General features: G+C 39.5%; 15 protein-coding genes. 8 read left to right on the forward strand and 7 right to left on the reverse strand.

The window, feature by feature from the left end:
* Positions 1 to 56 precede the first annotated feature (56 nt).
* The 4 genes from leuC to leuB all read left to right on the forward strand — a co-directional run bounded on the left by leuC (position 57) and on the right by leuB (position 3956).
* On the forward strand, positions 57 to 1475 hold the full coding sequence (gene leuC / locus MKL51_RS01485; RefSeq protein WP_002115007.1) for a 3-isopropylmalate dehydratase large subunit: 1419 nt from the start codon (positions 57 to 59) through the stop codon (positions 1473 to 1475).
* Positions 1476 to 1493: 18 nt separating this feature from the next.
* Positions 1494 to 2141: a 3-isopropylmalate dehydratase small subunit gene (gene leuD / locus MKL51_RS01490; RefSeq protein WP_002114814.1), complete on the forward strand. Its 648-nt coding sequence runs from the start codon at positions 1494 to 1496 to the stop codon at positions 2139 to 2141.
* Positions 2142 to 2253: 112 nt separating this feature from the next.
* Positions 2254 to 2838 carry a hypothetical protein gene (locus tag MKL51_RS01495; protein ID WP_005066026.1) on the forward strand — a complete coding sequence of 195 codons (585 nt, stop codon included), beginning with the start codon at positions 2254 to 2256 and terminating at the stop codon, positions 2836 to 2838.
* Positions 2839 to 2876: 38 nt separating this feature from the next.
* Positions 2877 to 3956: a 3-isopropylmalate dehydrogenase gene (gene leuB, locus MKL51_RS01500; protein WP_002114882.1), complete on the forward strand. Its 1080-nt coding sequence runs from the start codon at positions 2877 to 2879 to the stop codon at positions 3954 to 3956.
* A gap of 53 nt (positions 3957 to 4009) precedes the next feature.
* On the opposite strand, the gene MKL51_RS01505 is transcribed toward leuB, so the two are convergent.
* Complete coding sequence (locus MKL51_RS01505) at positions 4010 to 4417, reverse strand: hypothetical protein (RefSeq protein WP_005079209.1); 408 nt, start codon at positions 4415 to 4417, stop codon at positions 4010 to 4012.
* 175 nt (positions 4418 to 4592) lie between these two features.
* Here MKL51_RS01505 and MKL51_RS01510 point away from each other — a divergent pair, with 175 nt between their 5' ends.
* Positions 4593 to 4964, forward strand: a complete 372-nt coding sequence (locus MKL51_RS01510; RefSeq protein WP_005079207.1) for a lysozyme inhibitor LprI family protein — start codon at positions 4593 to 4595, stop codon at positions 4962 to 4964.
* Positions 4965 to 5015: 51 nt separating this feature from the next.
* On the opposite strand, the gene infA is transcribed toward MKL51_RS01510, so the two are convergent.
* Positions 5016 to 5237 (reverse strand): translation initiation factor IF-1, encoded by a 222-nt coding sequence (gene infA, locus MKL51_RS01515; RefSeq protein WP_001284370.1) that lies wholly within the window; start codon positions 5235 to 5237, stop codon positions 5016 to 5018.
* A 263-nt stretch (positions 5238 to 5500) separates the two neighbouring features.
* Here infA and MKL51_RS01520 point away from each other — a divergent pair, with 263 nt between their 5' ends.
* Entirely contained in the window at positions 5501 to 6511 is a 1011-nt protein-coding gene (locus tag MKL51_RS01520; protein ID WP_005066032.1) for an AraC family transcriptional regulator, read from the forward strand.
* A gap of 26 nt (positions 6512 to 6537) precedes the next feature.
* Here MKL51_RS01520 and truA read toward each other — a convergent pair whose 3' ends face one another.
* From truA to asd, 5 genes are all read right to left on the reverse strand, one after another.
* The gene (truA, locus tag MKL51_RS01525; RefSeq protein ID WP_005079200.1) at positions 6538 to 7335 is read right to left on the reverse strand and encodes a tRNA pseudouridine(38-40) synthase TruA; all 798 of its coding nucleotides are present in this window, start codon (positions 7333 to 7335) and stop codon (positions 6538 to 6540) included.
* 14 nt (positions 7336 to 7349) lie between these two features.
* Positions 7350 to 8321 carry an asparaginase gene (locus MKL51_RS01530; protein WP_016805986.1) on the reverse strand — a complete coding sequence of 324 codons (972 nt, stop codon included), beginning with the start codon at positions 8319 to 8321 and terminating at the stop codon, positions 7350 to 7352.
* A 58-nt stretch (positions 8322 to 8379) separates the two neighbouring features.
* Positions 8380 to 9645 (reverse strand): hypothetical protein, encoded by a 1266-nt coding sequence (locus MKL51_RS01535; RefSeq protein WP_005079197.1) that lies wholly within the window; start codon positions 9643 to 9645, stop codon positions 8380 to 8382.
* 59 nt (positions 9646 to 9704) lie between these two features.
* Entirely contained in the window at positions 9705 to 11054 is a 1350-nt protein-coding gene (locus MKL51_RS01540; RefSeq protein ID WP_005079196.1) for a type IV pilus assembly protein FimV, read from the reverse strand.
* 148 nt (positions 11055 to 11202) lie between these two features.
* Positions 11203 to 12321: an aspartate-semialdehyde dehydrogenase gene (gene asd / locus MKL51_RS01545; protein WP_005079195.1), complete on the reverse strand. Its 1119-nt coding sequence runs from the start codon at positions 12319 to 12321 to the stop codon at positions 11203 to 11205.
* Between the two features lie 187 nt (positions 12322 to 12508).
* On the opposite strand from asd, the gene MKL51_RS01550 reads away from it, so the two are divergent.
* Positions 12509 to 13618 carry an endonuclease/exonuclease/phosphatase family protein gene (locus tag MKL51_RS01550; protein ID WP_005079194.1) on the forward strand — a complete coding sequence of 370 codons (1110 nt, stop codon included), beginning with the start codon at positions 12509 to 12511 and terminating at the stop codon, positions 13616 to 13618.
* A 698-nt stretch (positions 13619 to 14316) separates the two neighbouring features.
* A complete protein-coding gene (gene gltP, locus MKL51_RS01555) occupies positions 14317 to 15603 on the forward strand; it encodes a glutamate/aspartate:proton symporter GltP (RefSeq protein ID WP_005079193.1) in 1287 nt (428 codons plus the stop codon).
* Positions 15604 to 15642: the final 39 nt, after the last annotated feature.

The following is a 15642-nucleotide window of genomic DNA, read 5'->3' on the forward strand; positions in this document are numbered from 1 at the left end:
CTCTGGCTATAATCGAATAAAGATCAGAATTACCCAGTCCAATGGAGCAAGACGACATGGCAGGCAAAACTTTATATGACAAATTGTGGGATGACCACGTTGTTTCACAGCGTGATGATGGCTCATGTTTACTATACATTGACCGTCATTTATTGCATGAAGTGACAAGTCCACAAGCATTTGAAGGTTTGCAACTTGCGGATCGTCAACCATGGCGTTTAAGTGCAAACGTTGCTACACCAGACCACAACGTTCCAACATCTAAAAAGGAACGTGACCAAGGCATCGCTGGTATTGAAGATGATACATCTCGTATTCAAGTTCAAACTTTAGATGACAACTGTAAGGCCTTTAATATTGTTGAATTTAGTATTAATGATATTCGTCAGGGGATTGTGCATGTAGTTGGGCCTGAACAGGGCTTAACTTTACCGGGCATGACGGTGGTATGTGGCGATTCACATACAGCCACTCACGGTGCTTTTGGTTGCTTGGCGCATGGTATTGGAACATCTGAAGTTGAACATGTCTTAGCAACACAATGCTTGATTCAGAAAAAATCTAAAAATATGTTGGTTCGCGTAGATGGCGTATTGGGTAAAGGCGTAACACCAAAAGATGTGGTGTTGGCGATTATCGGTAAAATTGGTACCGCTGGCGGTACGGGCTATGCAATCGAGTTCGGTGGTCAAGTTTTCCGTGATATGTCGATTGAGGGACGTATGACGGTATGTAACATGGCGATTGAAGCAGGTGCGCGTGTCGGTATGGTGGCTGTTGATGACAAAACTATTGAATACGTGAAAGGTCGTAGCTATGCACCAAAAGGTGAGCAATGGGAACAAGCAGTTGCTTACTGGAACACATTGCATTCAGATGAAGATGCTGTGTTTGATGCTGTAGTTGAGTTAAATGGCGCAGAAATTGAACCACAAGTATCTTGGGGAACTTCACCAGAAATGGTTATTCCAGTTACTGAAGCTGTGCCAACTTTAGAACAAGCGAAAGATGACGTACAACGTAATGATTGGACACGTGCTTATCAATATATGGGTTTAAATGCAGGTCAGGCATTAGCTGATATTCAGCTTGATCGTGTGTTTATTGGTTCTTGTACGAACTCTCGTATTGAAGACATCCGTGCTGCGGCTGAGGTGGTTAAGGGACGTAAAGTGGCATCTACCATTAAACAAGCCATGATTGTTCCGGGTTCTGGTTTAGTTAAGCAACAGGCTGAAAAAGAAGGCTTGGATAAAATCTTCTTGGAAGCTGGCTTTGAATGGCGTGAGCCGGGTTGTTCAATGTGTTTAGCAATGAATGCAGACAAGTTACAACCAGGTGAACATTGTGCATCGACGTCTAACCGTAACTTTGAAGGCCGTCAAGGCAATGGTGGTCGTACTCACTTGGTGAGCCCAGCAATGGCGGCAGCGGCTGCAATCGCTGGTCACTTCGTTGATGTTCGTTCATTTTAATTCGATCTGGAGCAAACCATGAAAGCTTATACAGTTGAACAAGGTATCGTTGCACCATTAGATCGTGCCAATGTTGATACAGATTTAATTATTCCAAAACAGTTTTTAAAGTCGATTAAACGCACTGGTTTTGGCGATAATTTATTTGATGAACTTCGTTATTTAGATGAAGGTTATCCAGGACAAGACAATTCAGTACGTCCAAAAAATCCGGATTTCGTTTTAAACCAGCCTCGTTATCAAGGAGCAACAGTTTTAATTGCTCGTACTAACTTTGGTTGTGGTTCAAGCCGTGAGCATGCGCCTTGGGCATTAAATGAATATGGATTCCGTACGGTTATTGCACCAAGCTTTGCTGATATTTTCTTTAATAACTGTTTCAAAAATGGCATGTTACCTGTCATTTTGCCAGAAGAAACAGTTGAGCAGTTATTTAAAGAATGTGCTGCTAATGAGGGATATCAATTAACAATTGATTTAGCCGCTCAAGAAGTACGTACTCCAACAGGTGAAGCGTTTAAATTTGAAGTTGATCCATTTCGTAAGCACTGCTTGTTAAATGGATTGGATGATATTGGTTTAACTCTTCAAAATGCGGACGCAATTCGCGCTTATGAAGAAAAAACTAAACAAGTTCGTCCTTGGGTATTCCAAGAGTTGAATTAACCTTTCGGTACATTTTAAACATAGCCATGGCGTAGCGTTCAAACTCTTGCTAACATGCTAAAGCATAAAAACACCTTAGAATTATGCACTAGATGAGGATTGGGCTTGAACAATGAAGAGGAACGTTACTCATAGCTTTTTGTTGAGCCTGTGCGCAATAACACTCAGTGCTTGTCAAAGCACTTACAATGTAGTGGATACTGTCCGCATTAAGCAGGCTGAACAAGAAAATTTGGGGCAGAATGCAGCAATATATTGTTCGGGCGCGAAGAGTTGTGAATTTGAACGACTAAATGATATTACTGTAGTGGATGCGCAAACACGAAGAATTAGTAATCAGGCAATTCATCAAGGGATTGTGAGATTACAAGGTTCAGTGCTTAGCCAAACTAACAGCTTATATTTATCAGTGCCTGCTAAACAATATGAAGTGGTGATTCGTTTCTATCCGATCTCTCCGGATCGTGCAGAAACATTTCATGTGATTCACCAGTTTAATGCTAACCATCGCTATACATTTAAAATGTACCGAGACAAATCTAACCGTTCGGGTAGTTTGCTGAATGTTTCTGTACCAGATCCATTATGTGTCGATTTAGAACAAGATGGGCATGTCATTCGCCGTTTTTGTCGACCATTTGATGTTACAACAGGACTAGGTGAATTCCTTGAGCAGAAAAAACTAACACCGCGGTAGTTGTAGCACTGCTTGTCTTTGGAAAATGGAAAAAGTTCATGTCTAAACAGATTTTAATTTTAGCTGGTGATGGTATTGGTCCTGAAATTGTTGGGGCGGCAGAAAAAGTATTAAATACAGTAAATGAAAAATTTAATTTATCGTTAACTTGGGAACATGGCTTATTAGGCGGCGCGGCAATTGATGCGCATGGTGAACCGTACCCAGCAGTAACAAGTGAACAAGCAAAAAAAGCTGATGCAATTTTATTAGGTGCGGTAGGCGGACCAAAATGGGACACCATTGAGCGTTCTATTCGCCCTGAACGTGGTCTTTTAAAAATTCGTAGTGAACTTAACTTGTTTGCTAACTTGCGCCCAGCGATTTTATATCCGCAATTAGCAGATGCTTCGAGCTTAAAGCCTGAAATTGTTGCTGGCTTAGATATTTTAATTGTTCGTGAATTGACTGGCGGTATCTATTTCGGTCAGCCACGTGGTATCCGTGAACTCGAAAACGGTGAAAAGCAAGGTTATAACACCGACGTTTATTCTGAAAGCGAAATTAAGCGTATTGCAAAAGTAGCTTTTGAACTTGCAGGCTTACGTGGTGGAAAGGTTTGTTCTGTAGATAAAGCTAACGTTTTGGAAGTTACAGAGCTTTGGAAGCAAACAGTTACTGATTTACAGCAAGCAAATTATTCAAATATTCAGCTTTCACATATGTATGTTGATAACGCTGCAATGCAACTTGTACGTGCACCGAAACAGTTTGACGTGATCGTAACGGGTAACTTGTTTGGCGACATCTTATCTGATGAAGCAGCAATGCTTACAGGTTCAATCGGCATGTTGCCATCGGCTTCGTTAGATGAAAATGGCAAAGGTATGTATGAGCCTTGCCATGGTTCTGCACCTGATATCGCGGGTCAAAATGTGGCAAACCCATTAGCAACTATTCTTTCAGTTGCAATGATGCTTCGCTACACATTCCGTGAAGAAGCTGCTGCAAAAGCAATTGAAGATGCAGTAGGTCAAGTGCTTGATCAAGGTTTGCGTACAGCAGATATTATGTCTGAAGGTATGACAAAAGTAGGTACGGCTGAAATGGGTGAGGCTGTTGTAGCTGCTCTTGCTTAAAAGCTTATTATAAAAAAACGCAGCGTTGAGCTGCGTTTTTTTATGCCTATGTTTTAACAGGCTTTACCTTCATATTGAATTGACTCGGCAATGTCATTTTTAAGCTGGAAAATCACTTTGCAATTGAAATTAATATCATAAGAATTGCCGCTCAGATTTCCTGATTGGACAGGAATAGAGCTTCCTCTCATATCAACATTACTCACCATCGGAATAGGAATGCTTAAAGGACGCAAAATCGTATAGATGAGCTGATTGGGTGTTTTTTGCGGTGTATTGGCGACTTGAAAACCAAGACTACGTAGATTGATATCTTGTTGAATGGTCGCCGATGATTTTCCTAAAAAGCCTTTTAAATATTCCTGTAAATCTACGGATTGACGTGGGTGGCTAGCACAACCGTTAAGACAAATAATGATGAAAGATAATAAGCCAATTTGGCAGCGGGTATATATGTTCATTTTTCTCACTATATGAAATTATATTTATTATTAAAGAACAATAGGTTGTATTTACAAGCTTGTAAAGTAAAAAAGGAGGATTATGATAAATGGAAGGTAAATTTGTCTTTCGATTTATCAATTACTTCCGAACTACTTTAATAATAATTTTATAGAAAACTTAAGGACGAATAGTATGAGAAAAATAGTTTTTGCTTTTTTATGCAGCTTTGGCATGACTTCAGTCTATGCAGATAACTGTGATAGTGCCCGCAATACTTACGATGATATTTACTGTACAAATAAAATTTATGCGAGTGCTGATGCAGATTTGAATAAGAATTATCAAGCACTGCGAGTAAAGTTAAACACCGCGCAGAAAAATATTCTTAAGAAGTCTCAGCTTGCATGGATACGTCAACGTGACGCCGAGTGTACAGATTCAAATAGGAATAGTGTAGACGTGCAATGTCGTTTACAGACAACGCAAGAAAGAAACCATTGGCTGCAAGAAAGATTGCGTGAATGCCAAACGGTGGGATGTAAAACCAGTCGCTTAAGTGAATAAATAACGCAATAAAAAAGCCACATCATAAAGTGGCTTTTTTGCATTCACTAATTAGCGAGCACGGTACGTAATACGACCTTTAGTTAAGTCATATGGAGTCATTTCGACTTTTACACTGTCGCCAGTAAGAATACGAATATAGTGTTTACGCATTTTACCAGAAATGTGTGCAATAACTTCGTGACCGTTTTCAAGACGTACACGGAACATCGTATTAGGAAGCGTTTCGGTGACAACGCCTTCGAACTCAATGAGTTCCTCTTTATTGGCCATAGCCTACCTGATGATCAAATTGGAAAGGCGCAAATTATAGTCAATTTTTTTAAAAAAAACAAGATAGACACACTTCTGCTAAAGCATCTGGTTAAAGTATGACTAATAAAAAAAGATGTAATTTTTTTCACAAAAGAAGTGTAATTCTGTTGTCAGTTTGGTCAATCAACGCTAATCTAAAATCATAGTTATTAGGGACTGTTAATTGCATAAAGGTCAACAGCCCTAAATATCAATGAAGTATCTACATGGAAGGGCACTGCGTGGGTCAGCTAACAGATGCATCAGTTGTATTACGCTTTGGCTACCAAGCGATTCGTCGTGCGGGTTTGCCAACAGAAGAAATATTAACCAAAGCGGGAGTTGCTTTAAATCAGGTCGATACCAATGCACGTACACCGTTAAGTGCACAGTACGCCTTTTGGACTGCCGCTCAGGAAGTCAGTAAAGATCCAGACATCGGTCTGCATTTAGGTGAGCATTTGCCTTTGTATCGAGGGCAGGTGATTGAACATCTATTTATTAGTAGTGAAACCTTTGGTGAAGGCTTAAAACGTGCCTTAGCTTATCAGCGACTGATTAGTGATGCATTTGATGCAAAACTAGTAGTTGAAGAAGGACGTTGTTATTTAACCAATGGTGAACAGATTGGTGCTGACAATCTCGTCAATCGTCATTTCTCTGAATGTGCAATTTCGGGCGTGCTTAGATTTTTTAAGTTCATTACTGAAGGACAATTTCATCCTATCTTCATCGATTTTAATTTTAGCGAAGGAGCTTCTGAGGATGAATATTTCCGTGTATTTGGTTGCCCAGTTAGCTTAGGTCAGAAAGAGACACGTTTATATTTTGATCCAGCTATTCTAGATTTTCAGCTTTGGCAAGCAGAGCCTGAGTTATTGCAGTTGCATGAGCAGCTCGCGATTGAAAAACTACAGGAATTGGCTCGCTATGATTTAGTGGGCGAAGTTCGCCGTGCGATTGGTTCAACACTTGAAAGTGGAGAAACGACGCTAGAAACGGTTGCTGCTCAGTTGAATATTACTCCACGTCGCTTACGTACTCAGCTCAGTGAGGCAAATACCAGTTTTCAACAAATACTTTCTGACTATCGTTGTCGTTTGGCTAAAAAGCTTCTGGCAAATACCAATGAGAGTGTTGAACGTATTGTGTATTTAACAGGTTTCTCTGAACCAAGTACGTTCTATCGTGCATTTAAGCGTTGGACGAATGAAACACCTGTGGAATACCGTAAGCGTAAGCAGCATCGCTAGATAAGTATATGTAAAGTTGGCTAAGCTTACTCCGGTAAGTTTAGCCAATGTGGCCCAAGTGGTGGCTGCGGCAAATCAAACTGTTCAGGATAATTACACTGAATAAAATAAAGACCGTCGGGTGGGGCTGTTACCCCAGCCGCCTTACGATCCTGCGCCGCAAACATTGCATCGATATGATCAATCTCATACATACCTTGACCAATTTCGAGTAAGCAACCGACAATATTACGCACCATATGGTGTAAAAAACCATCTGCTTGAATATCTAAAACTAAATAGCGTCCATGTTCAAATAAACGGCAATGTTTTACATGTCGAACAGGCTGGTTTGATTGACATGCTGCTGCACGGAAAGTTTCAAAGTTATGCGTTCCTTCAAATTTACTAGCAGCTTTAATCATCTTTTGCACGTCTAGCTTTTGGTAAATGTGCGTAACTTGCTTGTGTAATAGTGCTGGGCGATGCGGTGCGTTATAGATGATATAGCGGTAACGTCGAGCAGTCGCTTTAAAGCGGGCATGAAAATTTTCATCCATCAGTTTAATCCACTGAATGGAAATATCTTTAGGTAGTTGACTATTTGCCCCTCTTAACCACCCCGTTTCTGGACGAATAGCGTTCGTGTCAAAGTGCGCCACCATATTTGTTGCATGTACTCCCGCATCAGTACGACCCGCACCGTGAAGTGCAATGGGCTCATCTGCAATTTTACTCAGTACACGCTCGATCGTTTCCTGAACGCTGGCAACGCCTGGCTGTTGTGTTTGCCAACCTCGGTATTGAACTCCGCTAAATTCAATACCGACTGCATAACGTTGCATGGCTTTACCTCTGTTTAATGCAAATTTTCGTTCCAATGGCTTAGCCATTGTTCTGGGGTTGGGTATTTTAAATAGATTTGAAGTGCTTTTGCATAGAGATCTGCATGGCTATGTGCATCACTGATGACAATTTTTGCAGTTTTGGTCCATGCACTAATCGCATAACGTTGATCAATACCACCGAATGTCACCTGAGTGGTAAGAATCGGAACACAGCCACGTGTGTAAAGCTCATCTAATGTTGCAAGTAATTCTTGGTTTACTGCAATATTGCCAGTACCAAAACCTTGTAACACTAAAAAGTGTGGTGGGGCTGAAAGTAAATGACGTAATTGCTGTACTAAGTGCTGTGTTGCAATGGGTTGCATCATCCAGTTTAAAATCTGGAAGGAAGCAGCTCGTTCAATTTGGGCATCTTGTACGATCAATTCATTTTGCTGAGGCGTAAACTCAGCTTCACTACTTAACCCTGAAAATGCATCGAGTTCAGTCGTATGCGTTTTTAATGCAGTCTGCGCGTGGAATACTTGATGGTGGAATGCGAGATAAGCACCCACAGGTAAAGCAATCACTTGTTCTAGTGCAAGATATAAGTTTTCAATTGCATCAGTAAATTCACGGGTGTTATCGCCTTGAATATTGAGTAACGGGTATTGGCTACCGGTGATCACAATATGACAGCTTTGGCCCAAAAAGCGGGCTAGGGTCGCAGCCGCATAACTGAGCGTGTCTGTACCATGAATAACAACGAAATGCTGATAACCTTCAAGTTGTAGTTGTTGTATACGTTGAATCAGGCGTAACCAATCAGGTGCCGTGCATGCACTGCTATCAACAATATTGGGTGCAGCAAAGCAGTCAACTGTTAAGTGTGGGGGAATCACTTTTTCAAGTTGAGGTAAGAATTGCTCATAAGGCATAGGAGCTAGAGGTTCACCAATGCAACCAAAAGTACCACCCATATAAAATAAGGCTATTTTTTTCATATTTTTGCAGGCATAAAAAAGCAGTCATCTCTGACTGCTTATGGTAAATCGAACAGTTCTAAGAAGCTATGCGATTAAGTAAGTTTTTCGCGCGTTGTTGTTGTTCTGTGTTGAATTTTTGCTCATTGCTTGCCAATAAGGCTTGAGCTGCTGGGTAGGCTCCTAACTTGATGTATTGCTCAGCTAGTTTTAGATCAAGTTCATTTTCATCTAACTGTTTTAATTCTGGAAAAGCTTCTACAAGGGGATCTTTGGTTTGATCTGGGGTAGTTTCTTCACGTACTAAGTCTACAAGGTTTTGAGTTTCAATCTCTGGTGCTGTAACTAATGCAGGCTCGTCTAGCGAAAACTCAAGAGGTGCGATTGAATTCGAGTCTAATGGCGCTTGTTCTACCAATTTAAGCTCATCTAATGATGAGATCTGTTCATTAGGTTTTACTTCTGGATCTTCATGGGTTAATTCAAGATTAAAATCCAAAGCATTGGTGTTCTCTTGAGCTGCTGGTGCTGCTATTGTCTGGTTTTTTTCCTCAGATTCATGCAGAGGTGCCAAGTCAAAAGAAAACTCTAGGTCAGCTAGCTCATTTGTTTCTTGAGATGGCGATAACTCTGATTTGTGTGTTGGTTGGCTGGTACTTTCGGTAGTCGTGGTTTGCTCAAATGAAAAGTTAAACTCTAAAGGTTCAACTTCAACAGCAGGTTCTTGCTTTACAGGGGTATAGTCTTGCTGCAATTCATCAAAAAAAGAAGTTTCAGAAGAACTTGTTGTTAATTGATCAAACTGAGCTGTTGCATCAGATGTATTTTTTGGCTCTTGGTATGTTTGAGCTTGAGGAAAATCGATCGCATCTGGTTGTCTTGATGACTCATATTCTTTTTGTCTGGCTTCTGCTTGAATGGCTATTTCATTGAGCGCTAAGCTACGAATATGGCTAATCAGTTGAGTTATTGCAAACTCATCTTTTTGTGCAATATGAATCTCAAGTAGCAATAAATAAAGTTCATGTTGCGTATTATCTTTTTTGAGCGCCTGATTGACTTGAGCTTCAGCGGCTGAGAATTGTTTTTCTTGAATAAGTAGCTGAATCTTCTGACGAACAGCGTCTGGAACAGGACTGCTTTGTGGAGTAGAGGGAATAGATTCTTCAACTACATTTACTTTAGTTTTTTCACGCGAGTTTTTACTTGATTTAGAGTTCGCTTTTTTATTGGTTTTTCTATTTATTGTTTTAGGGGAATTCGACTCTTGCTTTTGGCTATTTTCGCGTTTTTTTAAAATGACAGCGACCACGAGCAATATGATGAATGGAATCACATATAACATTACTTTCCCCTTAAAAAATAAATATTTGCAATATAAAGCGAGCTGACTCTGGTTTTAACTTAATGCTTTTGCTTATGAGTCTGTTGCTGTGCTTGTAACTGCTGTTGTAACTCTGCCAAACGTGCATTCAGAAGTTGAATACGTTGGTCTTTTAAACGTAAAGTTTGATTTAGTTTGGTTACATTCCTTTGTAATGTAACGGTTTTTTCTCTTGTTGTCATAACTTTTACTGCTAACTCAGTATTGTTTTGACTTTGTTGTGTGCTCTTTTTAGCACTTCCATGTGTAGAATTTTGACTGTTTTCAGCCACAATACTCATTTCGGCTTGTTGTAAACGGTATTTTGCTTTGCCAGAAGTTGATTTTGCAGTATGTGCGATATCTGTTTTTGACTTGTTTTGATGAGGTTTAGCTGCAGGAGAGTGAGCTAGGTTAAGTGCGATTCCCTGACGCAAACGATTTACATCACCTTGAATAAAAGCATGTCGGTTTTGTGTTTGAATATCATGCATGACTTTCGCAACAGGTTGTTTTGTTTTCGCGGCAATACGATTAGCAATGCTCCATAAAGACTCATTTCGCTGTACCACATATTTACCTGATGATGCTGGTCCTTTGTAGGAACTTAACGATTGTTTCTTCGCAGGATTTTGGTTAAGCGCTTTTTGAGATACAGATTTCTTTTGCGCTGTTAGATTTTTGACCGGAGTTTTTGGTGAATTATTTGTAGCTGTCTTAGCGCTGGTTGGTTTAATTTCTGTCTGATCTGGAGTAGTAGCTGTTGTAACTTGTTGAGCAACCTGAGTAGAAGGATTTGCACTAAGTGTATTGGATGAATTTGTGTTTATTGCTGGAGCAGTTCCAACGTTAATACTAAGACTGTGTTCATCATTTGAATTATTTGTAGTTGAGGCCGAAGTTGGTGATGCATATCTAGTACTTTCTGGCAGATTTAGAGCAATGTCTTTTTCATTGACAATAAACTGAGGTGACAAAGTACTTTCGTTATTTTCAGTCTTTTTTATAGAAGAAGGCTTAATTACGGTTTTGATATGCTGCAAACGTGTGGCAGAACCTTCACTAATTTTTACTACAATATTTAGTTCAGGATCAATCACAGGGCGAGATGAGGTAATTACAATAACCCCTGAGCCTTGACCGTTTTGGCGTGTATAAAAATTAAGATTTCCGGGCGGCTGATGAGTTACGCCTAACGCGCTTAAATCTTCAGGAGTCGCTAGACTGACTTGTAGATTAGCGTTGGGGTCAGCTTGTTGAAAATTCATTTCGGCATATAACAAATCGCCAGGTGCGGACTGAATTTGTATAGGGTCTAATGTAATCGCATAAATAGAAGGCGAAGACATAATGGTGAAAATGGCAATTTTTAATTTGTTATAAACAGTCATCTCAATCCATGACCTAATAAGTCGTAAAGTCATTCAAAATTATACAATAATGAAATGTAAATAAATTGTAAAATTTTCACAAACCAGTTACGAAAAAGCCGATCTAATGTGATCGGCTTTTTATTTTGACTGAATAATTCAAATCAAATTATGAGCTTTTGTATTCAACTAAAATACGTAACATACGACGTAAAGGCTCAGCAGCACCCCAGAGTAACTGGTCACCCACTGTAAATGCACCTAGATATTCTTTACCCATGTTGAGTTTACGTAGACGACCTACAGGCACAGTTAAGGTACCAGTTACAGCAACAGGTGTAAGGTCAGTCATAGACGCTTCACGAGTGTTTGGTACAACTTTCGCCCATTGGCTTGAAGTACAAATCATATCTTCGATTTCATCAAGCGGCACATCTTTTTTCAACTTGATAGTAAGCGCTTGAGAGTGGCAACGCATCGCACCAATACGGACACAGTGGCCGTCGATAGGAACAATTTGTGAGTTACCCAAGATCTTGTTGGTTTCAACCTGACCTTTCCACTCTTCTTTTGATTGACCGTTTTCAAGTTGCTTATCAATGTAAGGAATTAATGAACCCGCTAATGGCACACCAAAGTTAGCAGATGGGAAACCTTCACCACGTTGTAACTCAGCAACTTGACGATCAATATCCAAAATTGCAGATTTAGGATCATCTAACAATGTTTTAGTATTGTTATATAAGTAGCCCATACCAGTAATTAGCTCACGCATGTTTTGTGCGCCAGCACCTGATGCTGCTTGATAAGTCATAGCAGTCATCCACTCCACCAAATTATTTTGGAAAAGTGAACCTACACCCATCAACATAAGCGATACTGTACAGTTACCACCTACGAAAGTTTTGGTGCCGTTAACCAAGCCGTCTTTAATAACGTTAAGGTTTACTGGGTCAAGAACGATGATCGCATCATCTGACATACGTAAAGTTGAAGCTGCGTCAATCCAGTAGCCATCCCAACCAGTCGCTTTTAACTGTGGGAAAACTTCAGACGTATAGTCACCACCTTGACAGGTAATAATGACATCCATTTGCTTCAGACTATTAATGTCTGTAGCTTCCATAAGTGCTGGGGCAGTCTTACCACCAAATGAAGGAGCTTCACCACCTGCATTACTGGTAGAGAAATAAAATGGCTCAATATGAGCAAAATCATTCTCTTCAACCATACGTTGCATAAGGACGGAACCGACCATCCCGCGCCAACCGACCAGACCTACTTTCATGTCATTTTGCCTCGGTGCGTTAAAATTGTTAGGGGGAGTTGAGTGTATCAAAAGTGTCCACAACTGCAAGCGTTACAGAAACAAAACACCATCTTTATTGAGTAGAATATCTTGTTTATGTTACATACAAAATTGATAAAGATGACAAAAACTTTAAAAAACAAATCATCTTAAAAGAGAAAATTCAATGATTTATATCGAAGTTCTAGCTGGTCTGGTGATTTGGTTAAGTTTCTGGTCACTTATTCCTCGTGATGAGTGGTGGTTTCGTGGTGCCGATTTTCCTAGGTTGCAGATTCTATTTGTTGGTCTTTTAGCTTTTATAGGAATGCTGTTTTGGCCAACCGAATGGAATCTCTGGCGTGAAGTCGTGCTGGCTGCGCTCATTGCTGCCATTGCCTATCAGCTTAAAATGATTTTGCCCTATACCTTGTTTTGGAAAAAACAGGTTAAACAGGTGAAGACGTCTCAATTAGATCCACAAAAGCAGATTTCATTAATCGTATCGAATGTCCTTACTCCTAATGATAAGTATCATTTATTGCTTGAACAGATCAGGACATTAAAACCAGATTTACTACTTACATTGGAAAGCGATACGACATGGGAAAATGCTTTAAGAGAGATTGAAAGTGACTATCCTTATCGCGTTCCTGTACCCTTAGATAACCTCTACGGCATGCATTTATATAGCCGTCTACCTTTATCAAATACTGAAGTTAAATTTATTCTCAGTGATGAAATTCCCTCTATTCATACAACTGTGACTTTACGATCTGGTATGCCAGTTCAACTCTATTGTTTGCATCCTAAGCCACCTAGTCCAACTGAGGCGAAGGATTCAACTCTACGCGATGCTGAACTTTTAATTGTGGGCGACCAAATTAAAGATCTAGATGAAAGCTGTATTGTGATGGGAGATTTAAACGATGTAGCTTGGTCACGTACTACACGGTTATTTCAACGGATTAGTGGATTGCTTGACCCGCGTGTTGGGCGACATTTTATTAATACTTTTCATGCGGACTATCCTTTATTGCGCTGGTCTTTAGACCATATTTTCCATAGTACAGACTTCGGTTTAGTGAAGATGCAGCGTTTACCTCATATTGGATCTGATCATTTTCCTGTCTATGTGGTTTTGCAGACTGGTCGAATATTTGAGCATATTCAAGAGGAACTGGAACAAACTCAAGATGATGAAGAAGAGGCGCAAAGAGCCATCCAAGAAGGAATTGCAAAGGCTGAAGCTGAAGAAAAAGTAGTAACTGATAAAATTGCACAGCCTTATAAATAAAAAGAATATAAAAAGTGATGTAAGCAATATCGTACAAAGATTTGAGTCTAGGGCGAATAGGCAGAGGGTTATAAAAACCTTATTCTACATTCATCGGCACACGGAACCGGGAATGGATAATCCCACGTAAGGATACATAACGCTGATATGGAATAGCATCACGGATCAGATGTTGGAACGGAAACGATAAAAATAATTATTAACCTGAAAGCACAACCTCATTTACCCGAGTTTTGCAGGACGCAGAACTCGGGTTGATATTTTTATATACCTTATTAAATTTATTGCAAATCACATAAATATTTCCAAGTTTATCTTATTTTTAAAATCTATTTAATTCGCGTTAAGCCTCCATATGTTTTCATATACATCTGCGCAATTTTTAGTGAAAAAAGATATAAAATTTTTTTTATCTAAGTTTTTGTTTTTATAGTTTATTAAGGAATAAATATAGGCTTTGATTTATTTAAAGATAAATTGGGGTTGTTTAATTAATAAATCTCAATAGAATGTGCCGATCGTTGACATGTTGGATCGTCAACAGGCATTGTTTTTTACTTCGCCGGATCGGCGGGTTGTGATTTGTTTGTACATTTAAATTTCTGTTTGGGAATTAGTGTGCATGTTGAGGTTTCACTCTTAGTTAGTGGTCTTCTCCCTCTCATATTTGATACTTTGCGGTGCATAAGGATTGTCTTATGAAGAATTTTAAATTTAGCCTTGCTTGGCAAATTTTAATTGCTTTAATCCTAGGGATAGTTGTCGGGGCTGTTTTACATAACCAGCCTGAAATCAGAGACAGTATTGTGAATAATGTTCTTGCCCCACTCGGTAAGATCTTTATTAGCCTGATTAAAATGATTGTTATTCCAATTGTTTTCTCTACCTTGATTTTAGGTATTGCAGGTGTTGGCAGTACGAAAAGTTTAGGGCGACTTGGTTTTAAAACCATTCTCTATTTTGAAATTATTACGACTATCGCTATTTTAGTTGGTTTGGTTGCGGCAAATATTTTCCAACCAGGTGCTGGTGTAGATAAAGCGATGTTAGTGACGACTGATATTTCGCAATATCAGCATACAGCTCAAGAAGTTGGTTCTCAGTCACATGGATTGGTACAGACAATTTTGTCCATGATTCCAACCAATATTGTTAACTCTATGGCACACGGTGAAATGTTGCCTGTGATTTTCTTTGCTGTGTTGTTTGGTATTGGTCTGTCTTCATTGCCAGCAACTACTAAAGACCCATTGTTAAATGTGTTTCATGCAGTTTCAGAAACGATGTTCCGTGTAACGCACATCATCATGAAATATGCACCTGTGGGTGTGTTTGGTTTAATCGCAGTAACTGTTGCTAACTTCGGTTTTACTTCACTCATTCCATTAGCTAAATTGGTAGTGTTGGTTTATGCCGCTATCTTTTTCTTTGCTTTTGTGGTTTTGGGTATTACCGCAAAAATGTTTGGAATCAACATCTTTATCTTGTTTAAGATTTTAAAAGATGAATTGATTTTAGCATTCTCAACAGCAAGCTCGGAAACAGTTTTACCACGTATTATGCAAAAAATGGAAGCTTACGGTGCGCCAAAAGCAATTTCCAGTTTTGTGATCCCAACAGGTTATTCATTTAACCTCGACGGTTCTACACTTTACCAAAGTATCGCAGCAATCTTTATTGCACAGCTTTATGGTATAGATATGTCAATCGGTCAACAGGTAATCTTGGTTATTACTTTGATGATTACTTCTAAAGGTATTGCTGGTGTTCCTGGCGTATCATTTGTTGTCCTATTAGCAACTTTACATACTGTTGGTATCCCGCTTGAAGGCTTAGCATTTATTGCTGGTGTTGACCGTATTATGGATATGGCTCGTACTGCTTTGAACGTTGTTGGTAACGCACTTGCTGTACTTGTAATCAGTAAATGGGAAAAACAATACGACTCTGAAAAAGCTGCCGCTTATGAAGCAACATTTAAATAAGATAGCTTTCTTTTAGTTGTAAAAAAACCCGCGAATATC

This window comes from Acinetobacter sp. AOR18_HL, from assembly GCF_027855145.1.
GTDB lineage: Bacteria > Pseudomonadota > Gammaproteobacteria > Pseudomonadales > Moraxellaceae > Acinetobacter > Acinetobacter pittii.

Coding starts and splice junctions, on each gene's coding strand:
- gltP (WP_005079193.1), top strand. CDS start 14,317: ATGAAGAATTTTAAATTTAGCCTTGCTTGGCAAATTTTAATTGCTTTA.
- infA (WP_001284370.1), bottom strand. CDS start 5,237: ATGGCCAATAAAGAGGAACTCATTGAGTTCGAAGGCGTTGTCACCGAA.
- MKL51_RS01505 (WP_005079209.1), bottom strand. CDS start 4,417: ATGAACATATATACCCGCTGCCAAATTGGCTTATTATCTTTCATCATT.
- leuC (WP_002115007.1), top strand. CDS start 57: ATGGCAGGCAAAACTTTATATGACAAATTGTGGGATGACCACGTTGTT.
- MKL51_RS01540 (WP_005079196.1), bottom strand. CDS start 11,054: ATGACTGTTTATAACAAATTAAAAATTGCCATTTTCACCATTATGTCT.
- MKL51_RS01530 (WP_016805986.1), bottom strand. CDS start 8,321: ATGAAAAAAATAGCCTTATTTTATATGGGTGGTACTTTTGGTTGCATT.
- leuD (WP_002114814.1), top strand. CDS start 1,494: ATGAAAGCTTATACAGTTGAACAAGGTATCGTTGCACCATTAGATCGT.
- MKL51_RS01495 (WP_005066026.1), top strand. CDS start 2,254: ATGAAGAGGAACGTTACTCATAGCTTTTTGTTGAGCCTGTGCGCAATA.
- asd (WP_005079195.1), bottom strand. CDS start 12,321: ATGAAAGTAGGTCTGGTCGGTTGGCGCGGGATGGTCGGTTCCGTCCTT.
- MKL51_RS01510 (WP_005079207.1), top strand. CDS start 4,593: ATGAGAAAAATAGTTTTTGCTTTTTTATGCAGCTTTGGCATGACTTCA.
- MKL51_RS01535 (WP_005079197.1), bottom strand. CDS start 9,645: ATGTTATATGTGATTCCATTCATCATATTGCTCGTGGTCGCTGTCATT.
- truA (WP_005079200.1), bottom strand. CDS start 7,335: ATGCAACGTTATGCAGTCGGTATTGAATTTAGCGGAGTTCAATACCGA.
- leuB (WP_002114882.1), top strand. CDS start 2,877: ATGTCTAAACAGATTTTAATTTTAGCTGGTGATGGTATTGGTCCTGAA.
- MKL51_RS01550 (WP_005079194.1), top strand. CDS start 12,509: ATGATTTATATCGAAGTTCTAGCTGGTCTGGTGATTTGGTTAAGTTTC.